Origin of the sequence: Rathayibacter sp. VKM Ac-2804 (genome assembly GCF_009866655.1) — a bacterium.
Taxonomy (GTDB): Bacteria; Actinomycetota; Actinomycetes; order Actinomycetales; family Microbacteriaceae; genus Rathayibacter.
The window spans coordinates 2,297,971-2,315,786 of the sequence record NZ_CP047420.1; the positions used below are offsets into that span (position 1 = coordinate 2,297,971).

Sequence of the window (17,816 nt, forward strand, 5' to 3'; positions counted from 1 at the left end):
ATCGACGATATCGCACTCTTGCTATCGCTGGTATTCCAGGGTTATCGTTCGAGCAGTATCACCGATACCCCGGTGAACCCCTCTCGAAAGGCCCTCCATGATCATCGTCACCGGCGCCACCGGAGCCCTGAACGGCGCCACCGTCGACCACCTCCTCGACTCCCTGCCCGCCGCCGAGATCGTCGTCGTCGCGCGGGACACCGCGAAGGCCACCCGTTTCGCGGAACGGGGCGTCGTGGTGCGGCGCGGCGATTACGCCGATCCCGCGTCCCTGCCCGGCGCGTTCGCGGGCGCCGACCAGCTGCTGCTCGTCTCCTCGAACGACCCGGGGGCCGATGCGCCGGCCCTGCACCGCGCCGCCGTCGAGGCCGCCGTCCAGGCCGGAGTCGGGCGGATCCTCTACACGAGCCACCAAGGCGCCGCGCCGGGCACCCCGTTCGGCCCGGGCCGCGATCACGCCGCGACCGAGCAGCTGCTGGCGGAGTCGGGGCTCGCCTGGACCTCGCTGCGGAACGGCTTCTACGCCCACAGCCTCGCGTTCTTCCTCGGCGACTGGCGCTCGACCGGCGTCATCGAGGTGCCGTCCGACGGCCCCGTCTCGTGGACGGCGCGGGAGGACGCCGCGGAGGCAGCCGCTCTCCTCCTGCTCGCGGACGAGGCGCACGACGGACCGGTCACCCTCACCGCCCTCGCGGCGCCGACCTTCGCGGAGGTCGCGCAGCTCGCCGCGGACGTCGCGGGGCGCCCGATCGAGTTCCGGATCCTCGGCGACGACGAGTGGCTCGCGCGCCGCGTCGCCGCCGGGCAGCCGGAGCCGCAGGCCCGCTTCCTGCTCGGGATGCATCAGGCGGCGGCGGCCGGCTTCTTCGCGGGGACGGACCCGACGCTCGCGACTCTGCTGGGGCGGGAGCCGCGCACCGTCCGCGAGCTGCTGGCCGCGGCCGACGGGCGCTGACCGGCCCGCGGACGTCCGGCTCGTCGGAACCGCCACGGCTCGCGGAACCTGCGTGCTCCGACGAGCCGGAGCAGGTTCTGCGAGCCCGAGCTCGGCGGTCACCGCTCCTCGGTGCGCGGGATCCGCGCCGGTGCAGGGCGGGGACGAGGCCGGCGCCTCCCCGGCCGTGCACCGCTCGTTCTCCCGCCGTTGGCCGGGCAGCGCTAGCGTGCCGTCCATGGCGGAGCGAGAGACGGTGAGGACCCCCGCGCAGGACGTGCGGAGCGGACAGGGATCGCCGCGCGGGGCGCTGCTCGCCGCCGCGCTCCTGCTCGGGGCGGCGCTGCTGCAGCTGCAGGCCTCGCTGCAGCGCTGGGTCGCCGCGAGCGAGGGCTGGAGGCGGACGGACCGGTCGGTCGAGGACCATCTCTTCGACTACACGATCCCCGCGGATCCGTGGGAGCCCCTCGGCACGGCGGCGCAGATGCACGGCGCGGGTCTACTGCTGATCGCGATAGCCCTGCCGGTGTCGGCGCGGGCGATCGGCGGGGGCGCGCTCCTCCGCCTGACGGCGCTCGTGGTCGCCGGCGTCCTCGGGCTGAACGGGCTGCACGGAGTGCTGTCGGGGCTGATCGGCGCCCCCACTCCGCTGCAGCTCCCCTTCCTGCAGATGATGCTCGGGCTGGTGCCCGTCGTCGGCCTCGGTGCCCTCGCCGCGAAGGCCTACCGAAGGTCGGTGTCGGCGGCGCTGGCGTACGCCTGCCTGCTCGGCAGCACCCTCCCGGGACTGCTGATCGCGACCTTCGTCGTCGCGCCCGCGATCACCGGCTACCAGTCCTTCGACACGACCCCGTGGACGGAGACCGTCGTCGCCGCGACCGTCGCCGCGGCGGGCTGCGCGATGCTCAGCGCCGCCGCCGTCCTGGCGCTGCGCGGTCGCGCGCGGCGGCGAGGCGCCTGACTCCGAGTCACCCTCCGTCCGAACGGCGAGGCGTCCCGGTGCGGTCGAGGCGTCCACTCGGAGCAGGACGCCTCGACGGCGGCGGGACGTCTCGCCGGCAGAGCGCCGGCCGCGTCAGCGGGGCGGCCGGTGCTCGCGGGGGCTGGCGCCGTGGTGGCGGCGGTAGGCGGCGGCGAAGGCGGCGGGCGTGGCGTACCCGCAGGCCGCGGCGACCACCGCCACGGGGGTGTCGGAGCGGCGCAGCAGGTCTCGGCCGTGCTCCATCCGCAGGGCGGTGAGGTACCGCATCGGCGTCGAGCCGGTCGAGGCGGAGAAGCGGCGGAGGAAGTGGAACGGGCTGAGGTGCACGAGCGCGGCGAGCTCGTCGAGGGTCACCGGGTCGGCGAGCCGGGCCGCGAGGTGGTCGGTCACCAGGGCGAGCTGCGCGCGGGAGAGCGCGGCGGTGCCCGGCGTGGGCTCCGGCAGGGAGAGCAGGTGCGCGACCAGCGCCGTGCCCACCGCGTCGGCGAGCAGGGACGGCGCTCCGGCCCGCGCGGCGCGGGCGAGCTCGAGCATCGCGGAGCGGACGAAGTCGTCGCCGACCGCGAGGAAGTCGAGCCTTTCGGCGGACGCTCCGGGGACGCCCTCCAGCACCCCGGCGACCAGCGGCGCGGCGACGGTGACGTGCAGCGAGCGGAACGTCTCGGAGCTCGTGCTGCGCCATGCCGCACGGATCTCGCGCCCCGGCGCCGTCGCGGCCGAGCGTCCCGGCGCCGCGTGCCCGTGCGCCCAGCGGCCGTGCGGTCGGGCGCTCTCGATCAGGTAGGAGCCGGCGGTCACCAGGATCAACTGCAGCGCGTCGGTCGCCGGCGCGGTCACCTCGTGGTCGTGCGGATCGACGACCTCGCGCACCGCCACGCCGCTCCAGCCCGGGACAGGACCGGTCAGAGCCTCCCGTCCGCCGGTCACTGCGCCGAGCCGAACGCCCGCACCGAGACGTCGTCCCACTCGCGCCAGGTGCGCAGGCGCTCGGCGTAGAGCTCCTCGATCGCGGGCAGGACCGTCCCCAGGATGAGCCGCGCCGGCGGGTCCTCCGCGTCGACGAGCTGCAGGATCGCGGCACTCGTCGCCGAAGGGTCGCCCACTGAGAAGTCCGGCCCGTCCGCGTGCACTGCCGCGTACTCGGGCAGCTCGGCGCTCCGGCGCGAGCCGCGTGCGAGCCAGTCGGTGGCGTAGGGACCGGGCTCGACGCAGGTGATCAGGACGCCGAAGCCCGCCACCTCCTGGCGCAGCGACTCGCTCAGCCCTTCGAGCGCCCACTTCGAGGCGTGGTAGGCGCCGATGCCGGGGAAGGCGCGCACGCCGCCCTCGCTCGTCACCTGCAGCAGCCGGCCCCGGGAGCGGCGCAGCGCCGGCAGCACGGCCTGGGTCACCCAGAGTGCGCCGAAGAAGTTCGTCTCCATCTGCTCGCGGATCTCGCGCTCGGTCAGCTCCTCGACCATGCCGAAGTGCCCGTAGCCGGCGTTGTTCACCACGATGTCGATCGAGCCGAAGTGCTCCTGGGCGCGGTCGACCGCGGCGAGCACGCCGTCGCGGTCGGTCACGTCCAGCGCGAGCGGGAGCAGGCGGTCGGGGAAGCGCTCGGCGAGGTCGTCGAGGCTGCGGGGGTCGCGGGCCGTGGCCGCGACGCGGTCGCCGCGCTCGAGCGCCGCCTCGGCCCAGAGCCGGCCGAAGCCGCTCGACGTGCCGGTCAGGAACCAGGTTCGGGAAGTCGTCATGCCACCACTCTCCCCGTGCCGCGATCCTTCCGGTAGCGACTGATCGGCACGCCGAGCATTCCGTCAAGGAATGGCGCGCGCATACTGGGGCGATGACCCTCGACGTGCACCCGCAGCTGCTCCGCACCCTGGTCGCCGTGCTGCGCACCGGGTCCTTCACCGGTGCCTCCGAGCAGACCGGCTTCACCCAGTCGGCCGTCTCGAAGCAGATCGCCGCGCTCGAGGAGGCGGTCGGCGCGCCGCTCTTCCAGCGCGGTCCGCGCGGCGTCGTCCCCACCCCGGCCGCCGTCGGCGTCGCGCGGCACGCCGCGGCGATCCTCGACCACCTCGACGCCGCCGCCCGGGAGGTCGCCGACCTCGGCCGCCCGCTGCTCGGCCGCGTGCGCCTCGGCGCCTTCCCGACCGCCGCCATGCACCTCGCGCCCGAGACGATCGCCCGGGTGACCCGGGCGCATCCCGCGATCGACGTCTCCCTGCTCGAGTCCTCGACGCCCGTGCAGCTGCGGCGGCTGCGCGCCGGGCGCCTGGACGTCGCGATCGTCGCCGTCGGCTCCGAGCCGGACGGGTACGACCTCGACGGCATCGACACGGAGGCGCTGCCGGCGGCGTCCCTGCACGTCGCCGTGAGCGAGCGGCACCCGTGGGCGCACGCCCGCGCACTCTCCGCCGACGATCTCGCGGACGCCGACTGGGTGGTCGGCCGGGGCGCGCGCGGCGAGCCGCAGTTCGGCGCATGGCCGGCCCTCGCGCAGCCGCGGGTGGTCGCCGAGATCGACGGCTGGAGCAGCCGCCTCGGCTACGTCGCCGCGGGGCTCGGGGTCACCACCGTCCCGGCGCTCGCCATCGCCGGACTGCCGCGGGGAGTGGTCGCCGTCCCGGTCGACGGCCCGCGCTGGACGGGTCGCACCCTCCGCGTCGCCTGGTCGGGCGAGCTCGACCCCGCCGCTCGTCTCGTCCGCTCGTCCCTGCACGCGGTCGCCGCCGACATCGCTGCCGCCCACTCCGCTCCCCGCGAGATGCCACTTGTGAGCGCGACACGCCGGTAGAAGCGTGCACACCTGGCATCTCGCGGGAGGGGAGGGGCCTCAGGCGCGGACGAGGGCCCAGGCGTACTGCTCGAGGTGCACGGTGTCGACGGGGTGGCCGGTGACGAGGTCGGTGCCGGAGACGGCGACGTCGACGGGGTCCTGGCCGTGGTTGATCACCGTGAGGACGTCTCCGCGGCGGGCCGCCTCGACCCAGGGGCTCCCGGTGCGCAGCACGGGGGCGATGCCGGACTCCTGCGCGAGCCAGGCGGTCAGCGCGAGCATGCCCGCGTCGTCCGGGAGAGTCGCGAGGTAGTAGGCGGTGCCCGTGCCGATGCGCCGCGCGGTCAGTGCCGGGGTGCCCACCGCGGGTCCGGAGGAGTAGCGGCCGAGGACCTCGACCGGCCGCTCGTCCGACGGGTCGACGAGCACCCCGAGCTCCTCCGCCAGCAGCTCGCCGCGCAGGACGCCGAAGGGAGCACCGGCGACCTCCGCGCCGGCCGCCCCGATCCCGGCGAACTCGAGGACCGTGACGCCGAGCACCTCGCGCAGCCCGACCTGGAAGCCGCCCTCGCGGAAGGCGTCGTCCTCGTCGACCACGTCGCTGAACGCGGTGACCAGCAGCCGCCCGCCCCGCTCGACGAACGCGGTGAGGTTCTGCGCCGCCGCATCGGTGAGCAGGTAGGAGTGCGCGAGCACGACGAGGTCGTAGGCGGCCAGATCCGCGGTCGGCAGCACGAGGTCGACGGCGAGGTTCTGCCGGTGCAGCGCCGAGTACCAGCGCTGCACGAGCTCGAGCAGGTCGAGCACCACCGGGTGGTCGGGGTTGCCGATCGCCCACCAGTTCTCCCAGTCCAGCACGAGTGCGATCCGGGCGCCGGAGCCGGTCGGTCCGCCGCCGGCCGCCGAGAGCTCCGGCACCTCGCCGAGCACCCGGCCGAGCTCGACGACCTCGCGCCAGGTGCGCGTCCCGACGCCCGCCTGCGGCAGCATCGCCGAGTGGAACTTCTCGCTGCCCCGGCGCGACTGCCGCCACTGGAAGAAGAGCACGCCGTCGGCCCCGCGCCCGACCGCCTGCATCGACAGCGCCGCCATCTGCCCGGGCGCCTTGACGGCGTTCGAGGGCCGCCAGCTGACCGCGCCGGTCGCCTGCTCCATCAGCAGCCACGGCACACCCGGCTTGAGCGAGCGCATCAGATCGCGGGTGAACGCGGCGGTGCGGAACGACTCCGGATCGGCGGGATCGACGTAGTTGTCGTCGCTGACGACGTCGACCTCGGCCGCCCACTTCCAGTAGTCGAGCGGCGGGAAGGCGCCCATGAAGTTGGTCGTGATCGGCTGCGTCGCACCCGAGGCCCGGAGGATGTCGCGCTCCATCGTGTAGAGCTCGAGCAGCGCGTCCGAGGTGAAGCGGCGGAAGTCGAGCAGCCCGGCCGGGTTGTGGCTGTACGGAGCCTTCCGCGGCGGCACGATCTCGGCGAACGACGCGTAGCGCTGCGACCAGAAGAAGGTGCCCCAGCGCCGGTTCAGCGCGTCGATGTCGCCGTACTTCCGCTCGAGCCAGACCCGGAACGCGGCGGCCGCGTCGTCGGAGTAGTCGTGGTGCAGGTGGCAGGCGTACTCGTTGTTGACGTGCCAGAGCACCACCGCGGGGTGGTCGTGGTAGCGCTCGGCGATCGCGGTGACGAGCCGGGCCGCGAGGCGCCGGTAGTCCGGAGAGGTGGGGCGGTAGGCCTGGCGGCTGCCCGGCCAGTAGGTGGCGCCGTTCTCGTCCTGCGGCAGGATGCCGGGGTAGGCGGCCGTGGCCCACGGCGGCGGCGAGGCGGTCGCGGTCGCCAGATCGACCGAGATGCCGTGCTCGTGCAGCAGATCGAGCACGCGGTCGAGCCAGCCGAAGTCGAAGGTCTCCTCGTCGGGCTGGATCCGCGCCCAGGCGAAGATGCCGAGGCTGACCGTCGTGACGCCGGCCTCGCGCATCCGCCGCGCGTCCTCCGGCCAGACGCTCTCGTCCCACTGCTCCGGGTTGTAGTCGCCTCCGTAGTGGATCATCCGTGCCGTGCGCCTTCCGTGGTCGTCGTCATCGAGTCGTGGTGGTGATCATCGCGGAGACGATCGTCGTGAGGGGTCGCGCTCAGCGCGCCGCGGGCGCCGTCCGCGACAGCCGCACGGCCAGCGCGGCGAACACCGTGCAGCCGAGCGCCGGCACGACGAGCGGCACCAGCTGCCAGGTGACCACACCGGCGAGCACCAGCGCCACCAGCAGCGCACCGGAGCCGCGCAGGTCGCGGACCGCGAGGACCGCCGCCTCGCGCAGCAGAGGGAGCCAGCGCGACTCCGGGAACCAGAGCGCGGACGCCGTCAGCACGACGACCAGCGCACCCGCGAGCAGCGCCGCGCAGACCACCGCGACCGCGGTCGCCCCGGGCAGCGCGCCGGTCGAGGCGACCAGCAGATCGAGGCCGAGCACCGCGGAGAGCGCCAGCAGCGCGAGACCGACCGGCAGCGAGCGCAGGACGCCGGTGCGGGCCTCCGCCAGTGCCGTCCGCAGCGGCGACGGCTCGTCGAGGACGAAGCGGCGCAGGTGCCGGGCACCGACCGCGAGGGCGAGCGGCAGCGTCACGAGCGGCAGCGCGAGCAGCGTGACGAGGAGCCCCGTGAAGAGGACCTCGGCGAACAGCGCGAACCGGTTCGCCGCCCCCGGCCAGCGCAGCGCCGTGCCGTCGGCGGCGGCGGCGCGCGCCTCGCGCTGCGCTCGTGACGCGCGGCTCATCCCTTGAGGCCCTGGGTGGCGACGCCGTCGACCAGGAAGCGCTGGAAGATGATGAAGAAGATCAGCACCGGCAGCAGCGCGAGCACCGAGACGGCGATGGTCGCTCCGTAGTCGGACGCCGAGGTCTGGTCGTTGTAGACGCGCAGCGCGAGCGGCAGCGGCTGCTGGTCGGGCGTGTTCAGGTAGAGCAGCGGACCGAGGAAGTCGTTCCAGCTCCAGATGAAGGCGAAGATCGACGAGGTGATCAGCGCCGGGCGGATCAGCGGGATCGTGATCGAGCCGAAGATGCGCAGGTGGCCGGCGCCGTCGATCCGCGCGGCCTCGTCGAGCTCGCGGGGCAGGTTGCGGATGAACTGCACCATCAGGAAGACGAAGAACGCTTCCGTCGCGAGGAACTTGCCGATCAGCAGCGGCCAGTAGGTGTCCATCATCCCGAGGGTGCGGAAGATCGTGTACTGCGGGATGAGCAGGACGTGCATCGGCAGCAGCAGCGTGCCGATCATCAGCGCGAAGTAGAGCGGACGGCCTCGGAAGTCGAGCCGGGCGAAGGCGTAGGCCGCCATCGACGACGAGATCACCACTCCGATGACCGAGCCGACCGCGAGGATCGTCGAGTTGAGGAAGAAGCGCCAGAGCGGGACTCCGCCGACGCCGGCGAGCACCTTCACGAAGTTGTCGAGCGTCGGGTTCTGCGGCAGGAGCGAGGTCTGCCCGCCGAACTCGCTGTTCGGCTTGAACGCGGCGGCGCCCATCCAGACCAGCGGGTAGAGCACGATCGCGGTGAGGACGATCATCGCCGCGATCCAGACCAGAGTCGCGGTCTTCGGGCGCTTGCGGCGCGGGCGCCGACGGGGTGCCGGCTCGGTCAGCGCCTGCGTGTCGGCCGAGGGGAGAGTGGTGTCGAAGGTCGTCATCGTGTGTCTCCCGAGTAGTGCACCCAGCTCTTCTGGGTCTTGAAGAGGACGAAGGCGAGGACGCCGACGAAGAGGAGGAGGACCCAGGCCATCGCCGAGGCGTAGCCCATCTGGTTGTTCGTGAACGCGCGCGTGTAGAGGTACACGGTGTAGAAGTTCGTCGCGCCGGCCGGACCGCCGGTGCCGTTGCCGATGATGTACGCCGAGGCGAAGACCTGGAAGGCGTTGATCATCTCGAGCAGCAGGTTGAAGAAGATCACCGGCGAGAGCATCGGCAGCGTGACGCTGCGGAACTTCCGCCACGGACCCGCTCCGTCGACCATCGCGGCCTCGTAGAGCTCGGCCGGGACCTGCTTGAGGCCGGCCAGGAAGATCACCATCGGGGCGCCGAACTGCCAGACGGCCAGGATGATCATCATCGGCAGGATCAGGGCGGGGACCCCGACCCAGCCGCCGATCTGGATGCCGAAGATCTGCAGTCCGGAGTCGACCGGTCCGTCGGTCGAGAACATCGCCCGCCAGACGATGGCGATGCTGACGCTCGCGCCGATCAGCGACGGCGCGTAGAAGGCCGAGCGGAAGAAGCCGGTGCCCTTCGCGCTGTAGTTGAGCAGCATCGCCACGACGAGGGCGGCGGCCAGCTTGACCGGCGTCCCGACGAACACGTAGGCGAGCGTGAGCTGCACCGACTGGAGGAACCTCGGGTCGGCGAAGAGGCGCTCGAAGTTCGCTGTGCCGATCCACTCCGGTGCCCGGAAGAGGTTGTAGTCGGTGAAGGCGAAGTAGAGGGACATCAGCATCGGGCCGAGCGTGAGCCCGACGAAGCCGATCAGCCACGGCGAGAGGAACGCGTAGCCGGCCAGGGTGTCCCGCTGGAGTCGCCGCCGCGCCGGAGGGCCGACCGGACGAGGGGTGCTCGTCCGGTCGGCGATCGGCGTGACGCGACCGTCGGCGGCGGTGCCGCTCGGGGTCGACGTCGTCGTCATGTGATGCCTTTCCTGGCCTGGATGAAGGGGATCAGTAGGGGGGCGGATCGGTGCGTACCGGTCAGTTCTGGAGCGTGACGTCGGTCTCGTCGAAGAACTGCTGGACGGCCTCGTCGACGGTGACCGCGCCGAGACCGAGGCTCGTGCCCAGGTCGAGGAAGTTCGCCTCGATGGCGCCGTAGCCGGCGACCGGAGCGGCCGGGGCCTCGCCGAGACGGTCCTCGACGGAGTCGAGGTAGTCGGCGACCTGCTTGTCCGGCCCTTCGAGGTTCGCGCCGGCGAGCTGCTCGGAGGACGCGGGGATGCCCAGCGTGGCGCCGAAGATCTCGCCGACCTCGGGGCTGTTGATCAGGAAGTCGAGGAACGTCGCGGCGGCCTCGGGGTGCTCGGTGGCGGACGAGATCGCCTGCATCAGACCGACCTTCTGGTAGAGGTCCTTGCTGCCCTCGTCCGAGGTCGGCGGGGCGGTCATCACGATCTCGGACGCGCCGCTGTCGCCGATGTAGCCGCCGAGGAAGTTGCTCCAGCTCATCTCGCTGGTCGCGATGCCGGCGCCGAAGCCCGACTTGGGCAGCAGCTCCTGGAGGCGCGCGGCCGGCACGCCGGTGCTCGTGCGCATCTCGTCGCCCTGCTCCCAGAACGCGGCGAGGTCGTCCTCGGTGAAGCCGAGCTCGCCGTCCTCCGTGAACAGCTCCTTGCCGTCCGCGCGCAGCTGCAGCTCGAAGTTCTGGATGCGGCCGGTGTAGTCGGTGCCCCCGTAGACGGCGCCGCCGGTCTTGGCGGTGACGTCGGCGACGTACGCCGCGTAGTCCTCCCAGCTGCCGCCGCCCGCGTAGGGCTCGACGCCGTTCGCGGCGAGGAGGTCCTGGTTCTGGAAGACCGCCCAGGCGCTGTAGCCGGTGGGGATCGCGTAGGTCGCGCCGTCGAGCTCGCCGGTGGCGAGCAGCTCGGGGGAGATGGTGCTCTCGTCGACCACGCCGCCGAAGTACTCGGACAGGTCGCCGAGCAGGCCGTTGTCGCCGTACTGGCGGAGGTAGGTGTAGTCGAACTGCATCACGTCGGGGAGTCCGCCGCCGGCCGCCTCGGTCTGGCGCTTCTCCCAGTAGCCGGGGTAGTCGGTGAAGGTCGAGTTGATGGTGATGTTCGGGTGCTCCTCTTCGAACAGCGCGATGGCCTGGTCGTAGCGGGCGGCACGGTCGTCGTTGCCCCAGAACGTGTAGTCGAGGGTGATCTCCTCGTCGGGGTCCAGGGTGGCGGAAGCCCCGGAGCCTCCACCGGAGCAGCCGGTCAGCGCGAGGGCGGCCACGGCCACGGCGGCCACCGCCGAGTAGCGCTTGCTGTGTGAGCGGAACATCGTCGTCCTTTCGAGAACATCATCGTTTCGAACCCCGAAGTGAAATGAAACGTTTCGGGAAAGCGTTTGCCCCAAAATACGGCGGCGACTTGCGCACGTCAAGCCGACGGGCCCGACGGGGTGTCGGAGCAGACCAGCACGCCGTCGACGACGGTCAGCACGGCGGCGCGCACGTGCGAGCGGCGCCGCTCCACGGACGGCGGCATCGAGGCGAGCTCGCTGCCGTCCCAGCCCGGGTGGGTGAAGTAGACGATCAGGGCGCGGTCCCCGCCCAGGGGCACCACGTCGGCGTGCCGGGCGACGATCGGCGCACCGTCGAGCCGCTCGGGCGCCGTCAGGATCAGACCCGACCGCTCGCTCTGCCGGCGCCAGTCGCCGACGCCGTCGGGGGAGTGGTGCACGGCCAGCCCGCGCCACTCGTCCGTGATCAGCCAGTACCGCCCGGCGAGCGGGAGGACCTTCGGCCCCTCGTGCGGGCGCCCGCCGACGGCGACGCCCTCGATCCGCCAGGACGCGGGATCGCCGGGGTCGTCGCTGACGGCGACCACGGTGCTCGAATCGCGCCGCTCGTCCTTGGCCCACAGCCGGTACCGCCCATCGCCGGTGCGCGCGACGGCGGCGTCGATCACGCGCTCCGAGCCGAGGTCGATCTCGCCGAGGAGGCGCCAGCTCTCGAGGTCGTCGCTCTCGAACTGCGCGATCGTCGCCCGCCCGCTCCAGTCGCCCGGCGCCCCGTCGATCCGGGTGAGGAACATGCACCAGCGATCGCCGAGTCGGACGACGTCCGGCGCCCACAGCGTCGACGGCTGCGCGGTCAGCCCGGCGTCGAGACCGGCCGCGGTGCCGCGGTACTCCCAGGTGACCCCGCCGTCTCGCGACACCGCGACTCCGACGGCACTGCCGTGCACCCACTCGACCCCGGGGAGATCCAGCGTCGCGCGCCGCTGGGTGTAGAACAGGCGCCACTCGCCCCGGAGGGTGTCCGCGACCAGCACCGGGTCGGTCGGGCCGTCGAAGACGGGGTCGCAGTAGGGCACGGCGAAGGCGTCCTCGCGCAGGGGCATCGGCTCGATCATCGGGTCCTCCGGGTCGGATGCGCCGGCTCTCCCGGCGCGGGTCGGTCCGATGCACCCTAGCCAGGAAAACGCTTGCCGGAAGGACGCGGCCCCGGGTAGCGTCGAGGTCACGTCCCCGCCGGAGCGGCCGCTCCCGGCCGCGCTGGGGCGCCCGGATCGGAGTCGACCGTCTCGTGAGAGAAGCCCGCGCCTCGCAGGCCCCGCTGCTGCTCGACCGCCGCCACCCCGGGCGCTCCGCCCTCCGGCTGCTCGGCCGCTACCGCCCGCGGGTGGTCGTGGCCGTGCTGTTCTTCACGGTCAAGGACACGCCGCTCTGGCTGCTCCCGGTCGTCACCGGCGCGATCGTCGACGTCGTCGTCGCCGGCGGTCCGGAGTCGACACTCTGGCTGTGGGCCGGCATCGCCCTGGTCGCGCTGCTGCAGAACTACCCCAACCACGTGATGTACACCCGGCTCTACATGAGCGCCGTGCGCCAGACCGGGACCGACCTGCGCAACGCCCTCGCCGCCCGGCTGCAGAACCTCTCGATCGGCTTCCACTCCCGCGCGAGCTCCTCGGTCGTGCAGACCAAGGTCGTCCGCGACGTCGAGAACATCGAGGTGATGTACCAGCAGGTCGGCCATCCGCTGCTCTCCGCGACGATGGTGGCGATCGGCGCGATCGTCATGACCGCCATCGAGGTGCCCGCCTTCCTCCCCGTCTACGCCTGCGCGATCCCGCTCGCGGTGCTGCTGCGCGCCTTCCTCGGCCGCCGCTCCCGGCAGAGCAACGAGCAGTTCCGGCGCGAGGTCGAGCACTTCTCGGCGGGGGTCGGCGAGATGGCCACGCTGATCCCGATCACCCGCGCGCACGGCCTCGAGCAGACCGCGGTCGCCCGGGTCGCCGCGGGCGCCGAGGGCGTCCGCTCCGCCGGCTACAGCCTGGATCTGCTGAACGGCCGCTTCGCCTCGCTCTCCTGGGTGAGCCTCCAGCTGCTCGGCATCGCCTGCCTCGTGCTCGCCGCCTGGGTCTCGATCAGCGGCTGGCTGCCGATCACGCCCGGGCAGGTCGTCCTGCTCAGCTCCTACTTCGCGCTGCTGACCGGGGCGATGACCAACCTGCTGATGCTGCTGCCCGTGATCGCCCGCGGCACCGAGTCGATCCGCTCCATCGGCGAGCTGCTCGAGGACCCGGACCTCGAGCAGAACGAGGGCAAGGCGCAGGCGGCCGAGGTGCGCGGCCGGATCCGCCTCGAGGACGTCACCTACCGCTACGGCGCGGACGGCGCCGGTACCGAGAGCAGCGCCGACGTCGCGAGCAGCGTCGGCGTCCAGCGCATCGACCTGGACATCGAGCCGGGCCGGACGGTCGCCTTCGTCGGCTCCTCCGGCTCCGGCAAGTCGACGATGCTCAACCTGGTGCTGGGGTTCCTCCGTCCGACCGGCGGCCGCATCCTCCTGGACGGCGTCGACGCCGAGACGCTCGACCTGCGCACCTGGCGCCGCTCCGTCTCGGTCGTGCCGCAGGACTCGGTGCTCTTCGAGGGCTCGATCCGCGACAACGTGGCGTACGGACTGACCGGCGTCGGCGAGGAGCGGATCGTCGCCGCCCTCCGCGACGCGAACGCGCTGGAGTTCGTCCGCGAGCTGCCGGACGGCCTCGACTCGGTCGTCGGGGAGCGCGGTGCCCGCCTCTCCGGCGGTCAGCGCCAGCGGATCGCCATCGCCCGCGCCCTGGTCCGCGACCCGCGGGTGCTGCTGCTCGACGAGGCGACCAGCGCGCTCGACCCGGAGTCGGAGGCGGCCGTCAAGGAGGCGCTGCTGCGCCTGATGCGCGGCCGCACCACTCTGGTCGTCGCGCACCGGCTCTCGACGATCCGCTCGGCCGACACGATCGTCGTGCTCGAGCGCGGCCGGATCGTCGAGACCGGCAGCCACGAGGAGCTGCTGGCGGCGGGCGGGCGCTACGCGACGCTGCACGCGGTGCAGGCGGGGCGCTGAGCCGCCGGTCCCGCTCCCCGGCGCCGGCTCAGCCCGGCGGCCGCCCGACGCCGATCGACCAGGCGAGGGGCGGCGGCGTGCCGTTCAGCGCCCACTCGCCGACGATCCGCTGCTTGTAGATCACCGGATTGTGTGCGCCGACGGTGCGGGCGTTGCGCCAGTGCCGGTCGAGGGCGGCAGTGGCGGCGACCCCGGAGGAGCCCAGCGCGTCGAAGAGCAGGGTCGCGGCGCGCGGCACCGACTCGGTGAGCAGCACCTGGGCCCGGTAGACCTCGGCGCCGGCGGCCGGCACCCGCGCCGGATCCTCCGCAGCCTCGCCCACCGCCTCCGCCGCGACGAGCACCGCGGCCCGGGCGCCGAAGGCGATCGCCGAGATCGCGCCGACCACCTCCTGGATCTGCGCGTCGTCCCGCCCGTGATCGGCCAGGCCGTGGCTGTAGACCCGCGAGCGGGTGCGGACGGCGGCGATCGCGTCCCGCTCGACCGCGGCGGCGATCCCCGCCAGCACCGCGAGCAGCTCGAGCTGGAAGAACGGCGTCTGGTGCGGTGCCCGCAGGACGGAGGCGAAGACGTGCTCGGGCTCGACGAGCGCGTCGCTGAAGACGGTGGTCCCACTGCCCGAGAGCCGCTGGCCGAAGCCCGACCAGTCGTCGGTCGCCACGACGCCGCGCTGGTCGACGCGGACCACCACGGCGGTGTCCGTCCCGTCCTCGCGGCGCACGACGACGTCGGTCCAGTCGGCGAAGATCGTGCCGGTGGAGTAGTACTTCGTCCCGTTCACGACCAGGTCCTCGCCCCGTCGGGTGAGCGTGGTCTGCGTGACGCCGACCGCGGCCGTGCCGATCTCGCTCCAGGCGTTCCCGACCAGCTCGCCCGCGGCGAGCCGGCGCAGCCAGCCGTCGCGCGCCGGCGACGGCGGGAAGGACAGCTGGTCCTCGACGAAGGCGAAGTGGCCGCGCAGCGCCTGCGCGACGTTCGAGTCCGCCGTCGCCAGCTCGATCAGCAGGGACGCGGTCTCCCGCAGCGAGAGCCCGCGGCCGCCGTGCTCGAGCGGCACCCGCAGACCGCCGAAGCGGGCCGCGCGCAGCCGCTGGATCGGCTCGAAGGGCAGCTCGCGGTCGAGCTCGCGCTGGACGGCGCCCGCCGCGATCTCCTCGAAGACCGGGCGGAACGCGGCGCGCGCCTCCGCGAGACCCGACTGTCCGGTGCTGCTCACGTGCCCGGTGCCGCTCATGTGCCCGGTGCCGCTCACGTGTACAGGGAGAGCGGCTGGACGTCGCCGGTCAGGTAGTTCGCGCCGACCTCGAGCTTCTTGTAGTCGACGGGGTCGTGCAGCGAGTGGGTGCGGACGTTGCGCCAGTAGAGGTCGAGCCCGATCGAGCTCTTTGCGGACGAGGAGCCGGTCGCCTCGTAGATGCGGGTCGTCACGTCGAGCGCGAGCGCGTCCGTGACGATCTTCACCTTCGCGATCTCGATCGCCTGCGCGGCGCGCGACTCGGCCGTCACCGCCGCGCCGCGGGCGACCTCGGCGTCGTGCAGCGCGCCGACGCGGTCGGCCAGCGCCTCCGCGGCCGCCGTGTGCGCGACCAGCTCGCCGTAGAGCCGGCGCACGAACGGATCCTGCGCGTAGGTCTCGACGCCGGAGAGGAACCAGGAGTTCTTCCGGCCGAGGGTCAGCCCCCGCCCCTTCGCCAGCGCGCCCTGCGCGATGCCGAGGTAGAGGTTGCCGAAGCCGAGCTGGATCGACGGCGTGATCAGGGTCGCGAACGGCTCGTCGACGAGCGCGCCGAGGATCTCGGACGCGTCCACCCGCACGCCGGTGAAGCGGACCGAGCCGGAGGCGCTCTGCCGCTGGCCGAGGTAGTCCCAGTCGCCGAGCGGCTCGATGCCCTCGCGGTCGCGCGGAAGCACGAAGGTCAGCGTCTCGCCGGAGCGGTCGCCGGACGCGATCACCGCGTTGACCAGGACCGCGTCGCCCGAGGAGACACCGGTCGAGAAGCGCTTGAGCCCGTTCAGCTCGAAGCCGTCGTCGCGCGGCGTCAGCTCGAGGTCGGGGTCGACCGGATTGACCGAGTCGCCCCAGAGCCACCGGCCCTCGATCGTCGCGCGGTAGAACCGCTCGCGCTCCGACTCCGGGGCCGAGAACGCGATGTTGGCGGAGTTGACGTAGTGGTAGAGCAGGATCTGCGCGAGCGAGGCGTCGGCGGCGGCGAGGATCCGGATCACCCGGAACGCCGTGCTCCAGACCGCTCCGCCGCCGCCGAACTCGGCCGGGTCGAGCAGGTTCACGAGGCCCGAGGACCGCAGCGGCTTGAGCTCCGTGGTCGGGTCGAGGTTGCCGCGGTCGCGCTCGAGGACGTCCACCGCGAGGGTCTCGGCGACGCCGGAGGCGACGGCGTCCCAGTACTCGTGCTCGGCGGGGGTGGCGACGCGGTCCCAGTGCGAGCGCGCACGCTCCTGGCGGGTCTCGGGGCTGGTCGGGGCGGGGGCTGTCTGGGTCATCGGACGGGCTCCGGGTCGAGGGCGGGCAGGACGGAGAGGACGCTGTCGGGCAGCCCGTCGGCAGCGCTGGGCGAGCCGGTCCAGGCGCCGCGGTAGGCGGCGGCGGGGTGCGAGTCCTTCACGCGGGCGCTGCCTGGGCCCTGGAGGTACTCGCGGAGGGTCGAGCCCTCGTACTCCTCCCAGACCCGGCCGCGCCTCCGCAGCTCGGGAACCGCGAGGTCGACGAAGTCCTCGAAGGTGCCGGGGGTCACCACGTAGGCGAGGTTGAAGCCGTCGATCCCGGCGACGTCCACCCAGCGCTCGAGCTCGTCCGCGACGGTGCTCGGCGAGCCGACGATCACCGGGCCGATGCCGCCGATGCCGAGGTACTCCGCGACGTCGTCGGGGGTCCAGGCGCGGTCGGGGTCGGCCTTCGTGAAGATCGAGAGCGCGCTGCGCACCGCGTCGGTGTCGACGTAGTCGAGCGGCACGTCCGCCGGGAACTCCGAGAGATCGAGCCCCGCCCAGCCGCCGTAGAACGCGAGCGCCCCCTCGCGGGACGAGTACGTCTTGAAGTCGGCGTACTTGGCCTGCGCCTCGGCGTCCGTCTCGGCGACGATGACGGTCGCGAGGATCAGGATCTTCGGATCGGTGCGCGCGCGGCCGTGCTTCTCCGCGGCGTCGCGGATGGCGTCGGTGGTCCGCCGGGTGAGCTCGGGGCGGATCGCGTTGATGAAGACGGCCTCGCCGTGCTTCGCCGAGAAGTCGATGCCGCGCGGCGAGGCTCCGGCCTGGAAGATCACCGGCGTGCGCTGCGGCGACGGCTCGGAGAGGTGGATGCCCGGCACGCGGTAGTGGGTGCCGGAGTGGCCGATCGGGTGCACCTTGCGCGGGTCGGTGAAGACGCCGCGCTCGCGGTCGCGCAGCACCGCACCCTCCTCCCAGGAGCCCTCCCAGAGCTTGTAGCTGACGTCGAGGAACTCCTCGGCGATGTCGTAGCGCTCGTCGTGCGGGATCTGCCGCTCGAGCCCGAGGTTCTGCGCGGCACTGTCGAGGTAGGAGGTGACGACGTTCCAGCCGATGCGGCCCTTGGTGAGGTGGTCGAGCGTGGAGAGCCGGCGCGCGAGCGCGTACGGCTGCTCATAGGTGGGCGAGATCGTGACGCCGAAGCCGAGGTGCTTCGTGGCCGCGGCCATCGCGGGGATCTGCAGCAGCGGGTCGTTCACGGGGACCTGCGCGGAGTCGATCAGCGCCGGACCGACGGAGCCGCGGTAGACGTCGTAGACGCCGAGCACGTCGGCGAGGAAGAGCGCGTCGAAGGTGCCTCGCTCGAGCGTCCTGGCGAGGTCGATCCAGTACTCGAGGTCGTTGTAGCGGTCGGCCTGCGAGTCGGGGTGCCGCCAGAGGCCGGGCGCCTGGTGGCCGACACAGGTCATGTCGAAGGCGTTGAGGACGATGCGGGACGCCATGTGATTCCGTTCGGTTCGGGGCTGGTGCGCTTCGGACCCTAGGAGGGACGGCCGGCACCGTGTCGGCGCGCGCGCAACCCGGCGTAACGAACGGCCGCCGTGTTGCGCCG

The 17,816-nt window shown here is 72.9% G+C and carries 15 protein-coding genes; 4 read left to right on the top strand and 11 right to left on the bottom strand.

All coding sequences use genetic code 11. From position 1 onward, the window contains the following. The first annotated feature begins 97 nt into the window (after window positions 1–97). Together GTU73_RS10855 and GTU73_RS10860 are read left to right on the top strand one after the other, a co-directional pair. The gene (locus GTU73_RS10855; RefSeq protein WP_160089365.1) at window positions 98–955 is read left to right on the top strand and encodes an NAD(P)H-binding protein; all 858 of its coding nucleotides are present in this window, start codon (window positions 98–100) and stop codon (window positions 953–955) included. Between the two features lie 217 nt (window positions 956–1,172). Continuing rightward, the gene (locus tag GTU73_RS10860; protein ID WP_160089367.1) at window positions 1,173–1,895 is read left to right on the top strand and encodes a hypothetical protein; all 723 of its coding nucleotides are present in this window, start codon (window positions 1,173–1,175) and stop codon (window positions 1,893–1,895) included. A gap of 114 nt (window positions 1,896–2,009) precedes the next feature. On the opposite strand, the gene GTU73_RS19505 is transcribed toward GTU73_RS10860, so the two are convergent. Further along, window positions 2,010–2,843: an AraC family transcriptional regulator gene (locus GTU73_RS19505; protein WP_160089369.1), complete on the bottom strand. Its 834-nt coding sequence runs from the start codon at window positions 2,841–2,843 to the stop codon at window positions 2,010–2,012. Next, window positions 2,840–3,652 (bottom strand): SDR family NAD(P)-dependent oxidoreductase, encoded by an 813-nt coding sequence (locus GTU73_RS10870; RefSeq protein ID WP_160089371.1) that lies wholly within the window; start codon window positions 3,650–3,652, stop codon window positions 2,840–2,842. The genes GTU73_RS19505 and GTU73_RS10870 overlap by 4 nt, the downstream gene beginning before the upstream one ends. A 92-nt stretch (window positions 3,653–3,744) precedes the next feature. Between GTU73_RS10870 and GTU73_RS10875 the strand changes: the two genes are divergently transcribed. Continuing rightward, complete coding sequence (locus GTU73_RS10875; RefSeq protein WP_160089373.1) at window positions 3,745–4,698, top strand: LysR family transcriptional regulator; 954 nt, start codon at window positions 3,745–3,747, stop codon at window positions 4,696–4,698. A gap of 39 nt (window positions 4,699–4,737) precedes the next feature. Here GTU73_RS10875 and GTU73_RS10880 read toward each other — a convergent pair whose 3' ends face one another. The 6 genes from GTU73_RS10880 to GTU73_RS10905 all read right to left on the bottom strand — a co-directional run bounded on the left by GTU73_RS10880 (window position 4,738) and on the right by GTU73_RS10905 (window position 11,765). Continuing rightward, entirely contained in the window at window positions 4,738–6,726 is a 1,989-nt protein-coding gene (locus GTU73_RS10880; RefSeq protein WP_160089375.1) for a beta-galactosidase, read from the bottom strand. 82 nt (window positions 6,727–6,808) lie between these two features. Next, a complete protein-coding gene (locus tag GTU73_RS10885) occupies window positions 6,809–7,447 on the bottom strand; it encodes a hypothetical protein (RefSeq protein ID WP_160089377.1) in 639 nt (212 codons plus the stop codon). Next, the gene (locus GTU73_RS10890; protein WP_160089379.1) at window positions 7,444–8,361 is read right to left on the bottom strand and encodes a carbohydrate ABC transporter permease; all 918 of its coding nucleotides are present in this window, start codon (window positions 8,359–8,361) and stop codon (window positions 7,444–7,446) included. The genes GTU73_RS10885 and GTU73_RS10890 overlap by 4 nt, the downstream gene beginning before the upstream one ends. Then, window positions 8,358–9,347: a sugar ABC transporter permease gene (locus GTU73_RS10895; RefSeq protein ID WP_160089381.1), complete on the bottom strand. Its 990-nt coding sequence runs from the start codon at window positions 9,345–9,347 to the stop codon at window positions 8,358–8,360. The genes GTU73_RS10890 and GTU73_RS10895 overlap by 4 nt, the downstream gene beginning before the upstream one ends. 61 nt (window positions 9,348–9,408) lie before the next feature. Next, complete coding sequence (locus GTU73_RS10900; RefSeq protein WP_160089383.1) at window positions 9,409–10,701, bottom strand: extracellular solute-binding protein; 1,293 nt, start codon at window positions 10,699–10,701, stop codon at window positions 9,409–9,411. A gap of 98 nt (window positions 10,702–10,799) precedes the next feature. Then, a complete protein-coding gene (locus GTU73_RS10905) occupies window positions 10,800–11,765 on the bottom strand; it encodes a family 43 glycosylhydrolase (protein ID WP_244231605.1) in 966 nt (321 codons plus the stop codon). Between the two features lie 185 nt (window positions 11,766–11,950). Between GTU73_RS10905 and GTU73_RS10910 the strand changes: the two genes are divergently transcribed. Then, window positions 11,951–13,756, top strand: coding sequence for an ABC transporter ATP-binding protein (locus GTU73_RS10910; protein ID WP_244231606.1), 1,806 nt, complete (start codon window positions 11,951–11,953; stop codon window positions 13,754–13,756). 28 nt (window positions 13,757–13,784) lie between these two features. Here GTU73_RS10910 and GTU73_RS10915 read toward each other — a convergent pair whose 3' ends face one another. The 3 genes from GTU73_RS10915 to GTU73_RS10925 are packed head-to-tail and all read right to left on the bottom strand — an operon-like array spanning window position 13,785 to window position 17,706. Then, complete coding sequence (locus tag GTU73_RS10915; protein WP_244231607.1) at window positions 13,785–15,008, bottom strand: acyl-CoA dehydrogenase family protein; 1,224 nt, start codon at window positions 15,006–15,008, stop codon at window positions 13,785–13,787. Beyond that, window positions 15,005–16,258 (bottom strand): acyl-CoA dehydrogenase family protein, encoded by a 1,254-nt coding sequence (locus tag GTU73_RS10920; protein WP_160089389.1) that lies wholly within the window; start codon window positions 16,256–16,258, stop codon window positions 15,005–15,007. Before GTU73_RS10920 ends, GTU73_RS10915 begins: the two co-directional genes overlap by 4 nt. Next, complete coding sequence (locus GTU73_RS10925; protein ID WP_160089391.1) at window positions 16,255–17,706, bottom strand: LLM class flavin-dependent oxidoreductase; 1,452 nt, start codon at window positions 17,704–17,706, stop codon at window positions 16,255–16,257. Before GTU73_RS10925 ends, GTU73_RS10920 begins: the two co-directional genes overlap by 4 nt. Between the last annotated feature and the right edge of the window lie 110 nt (window positions 17,707–17,816).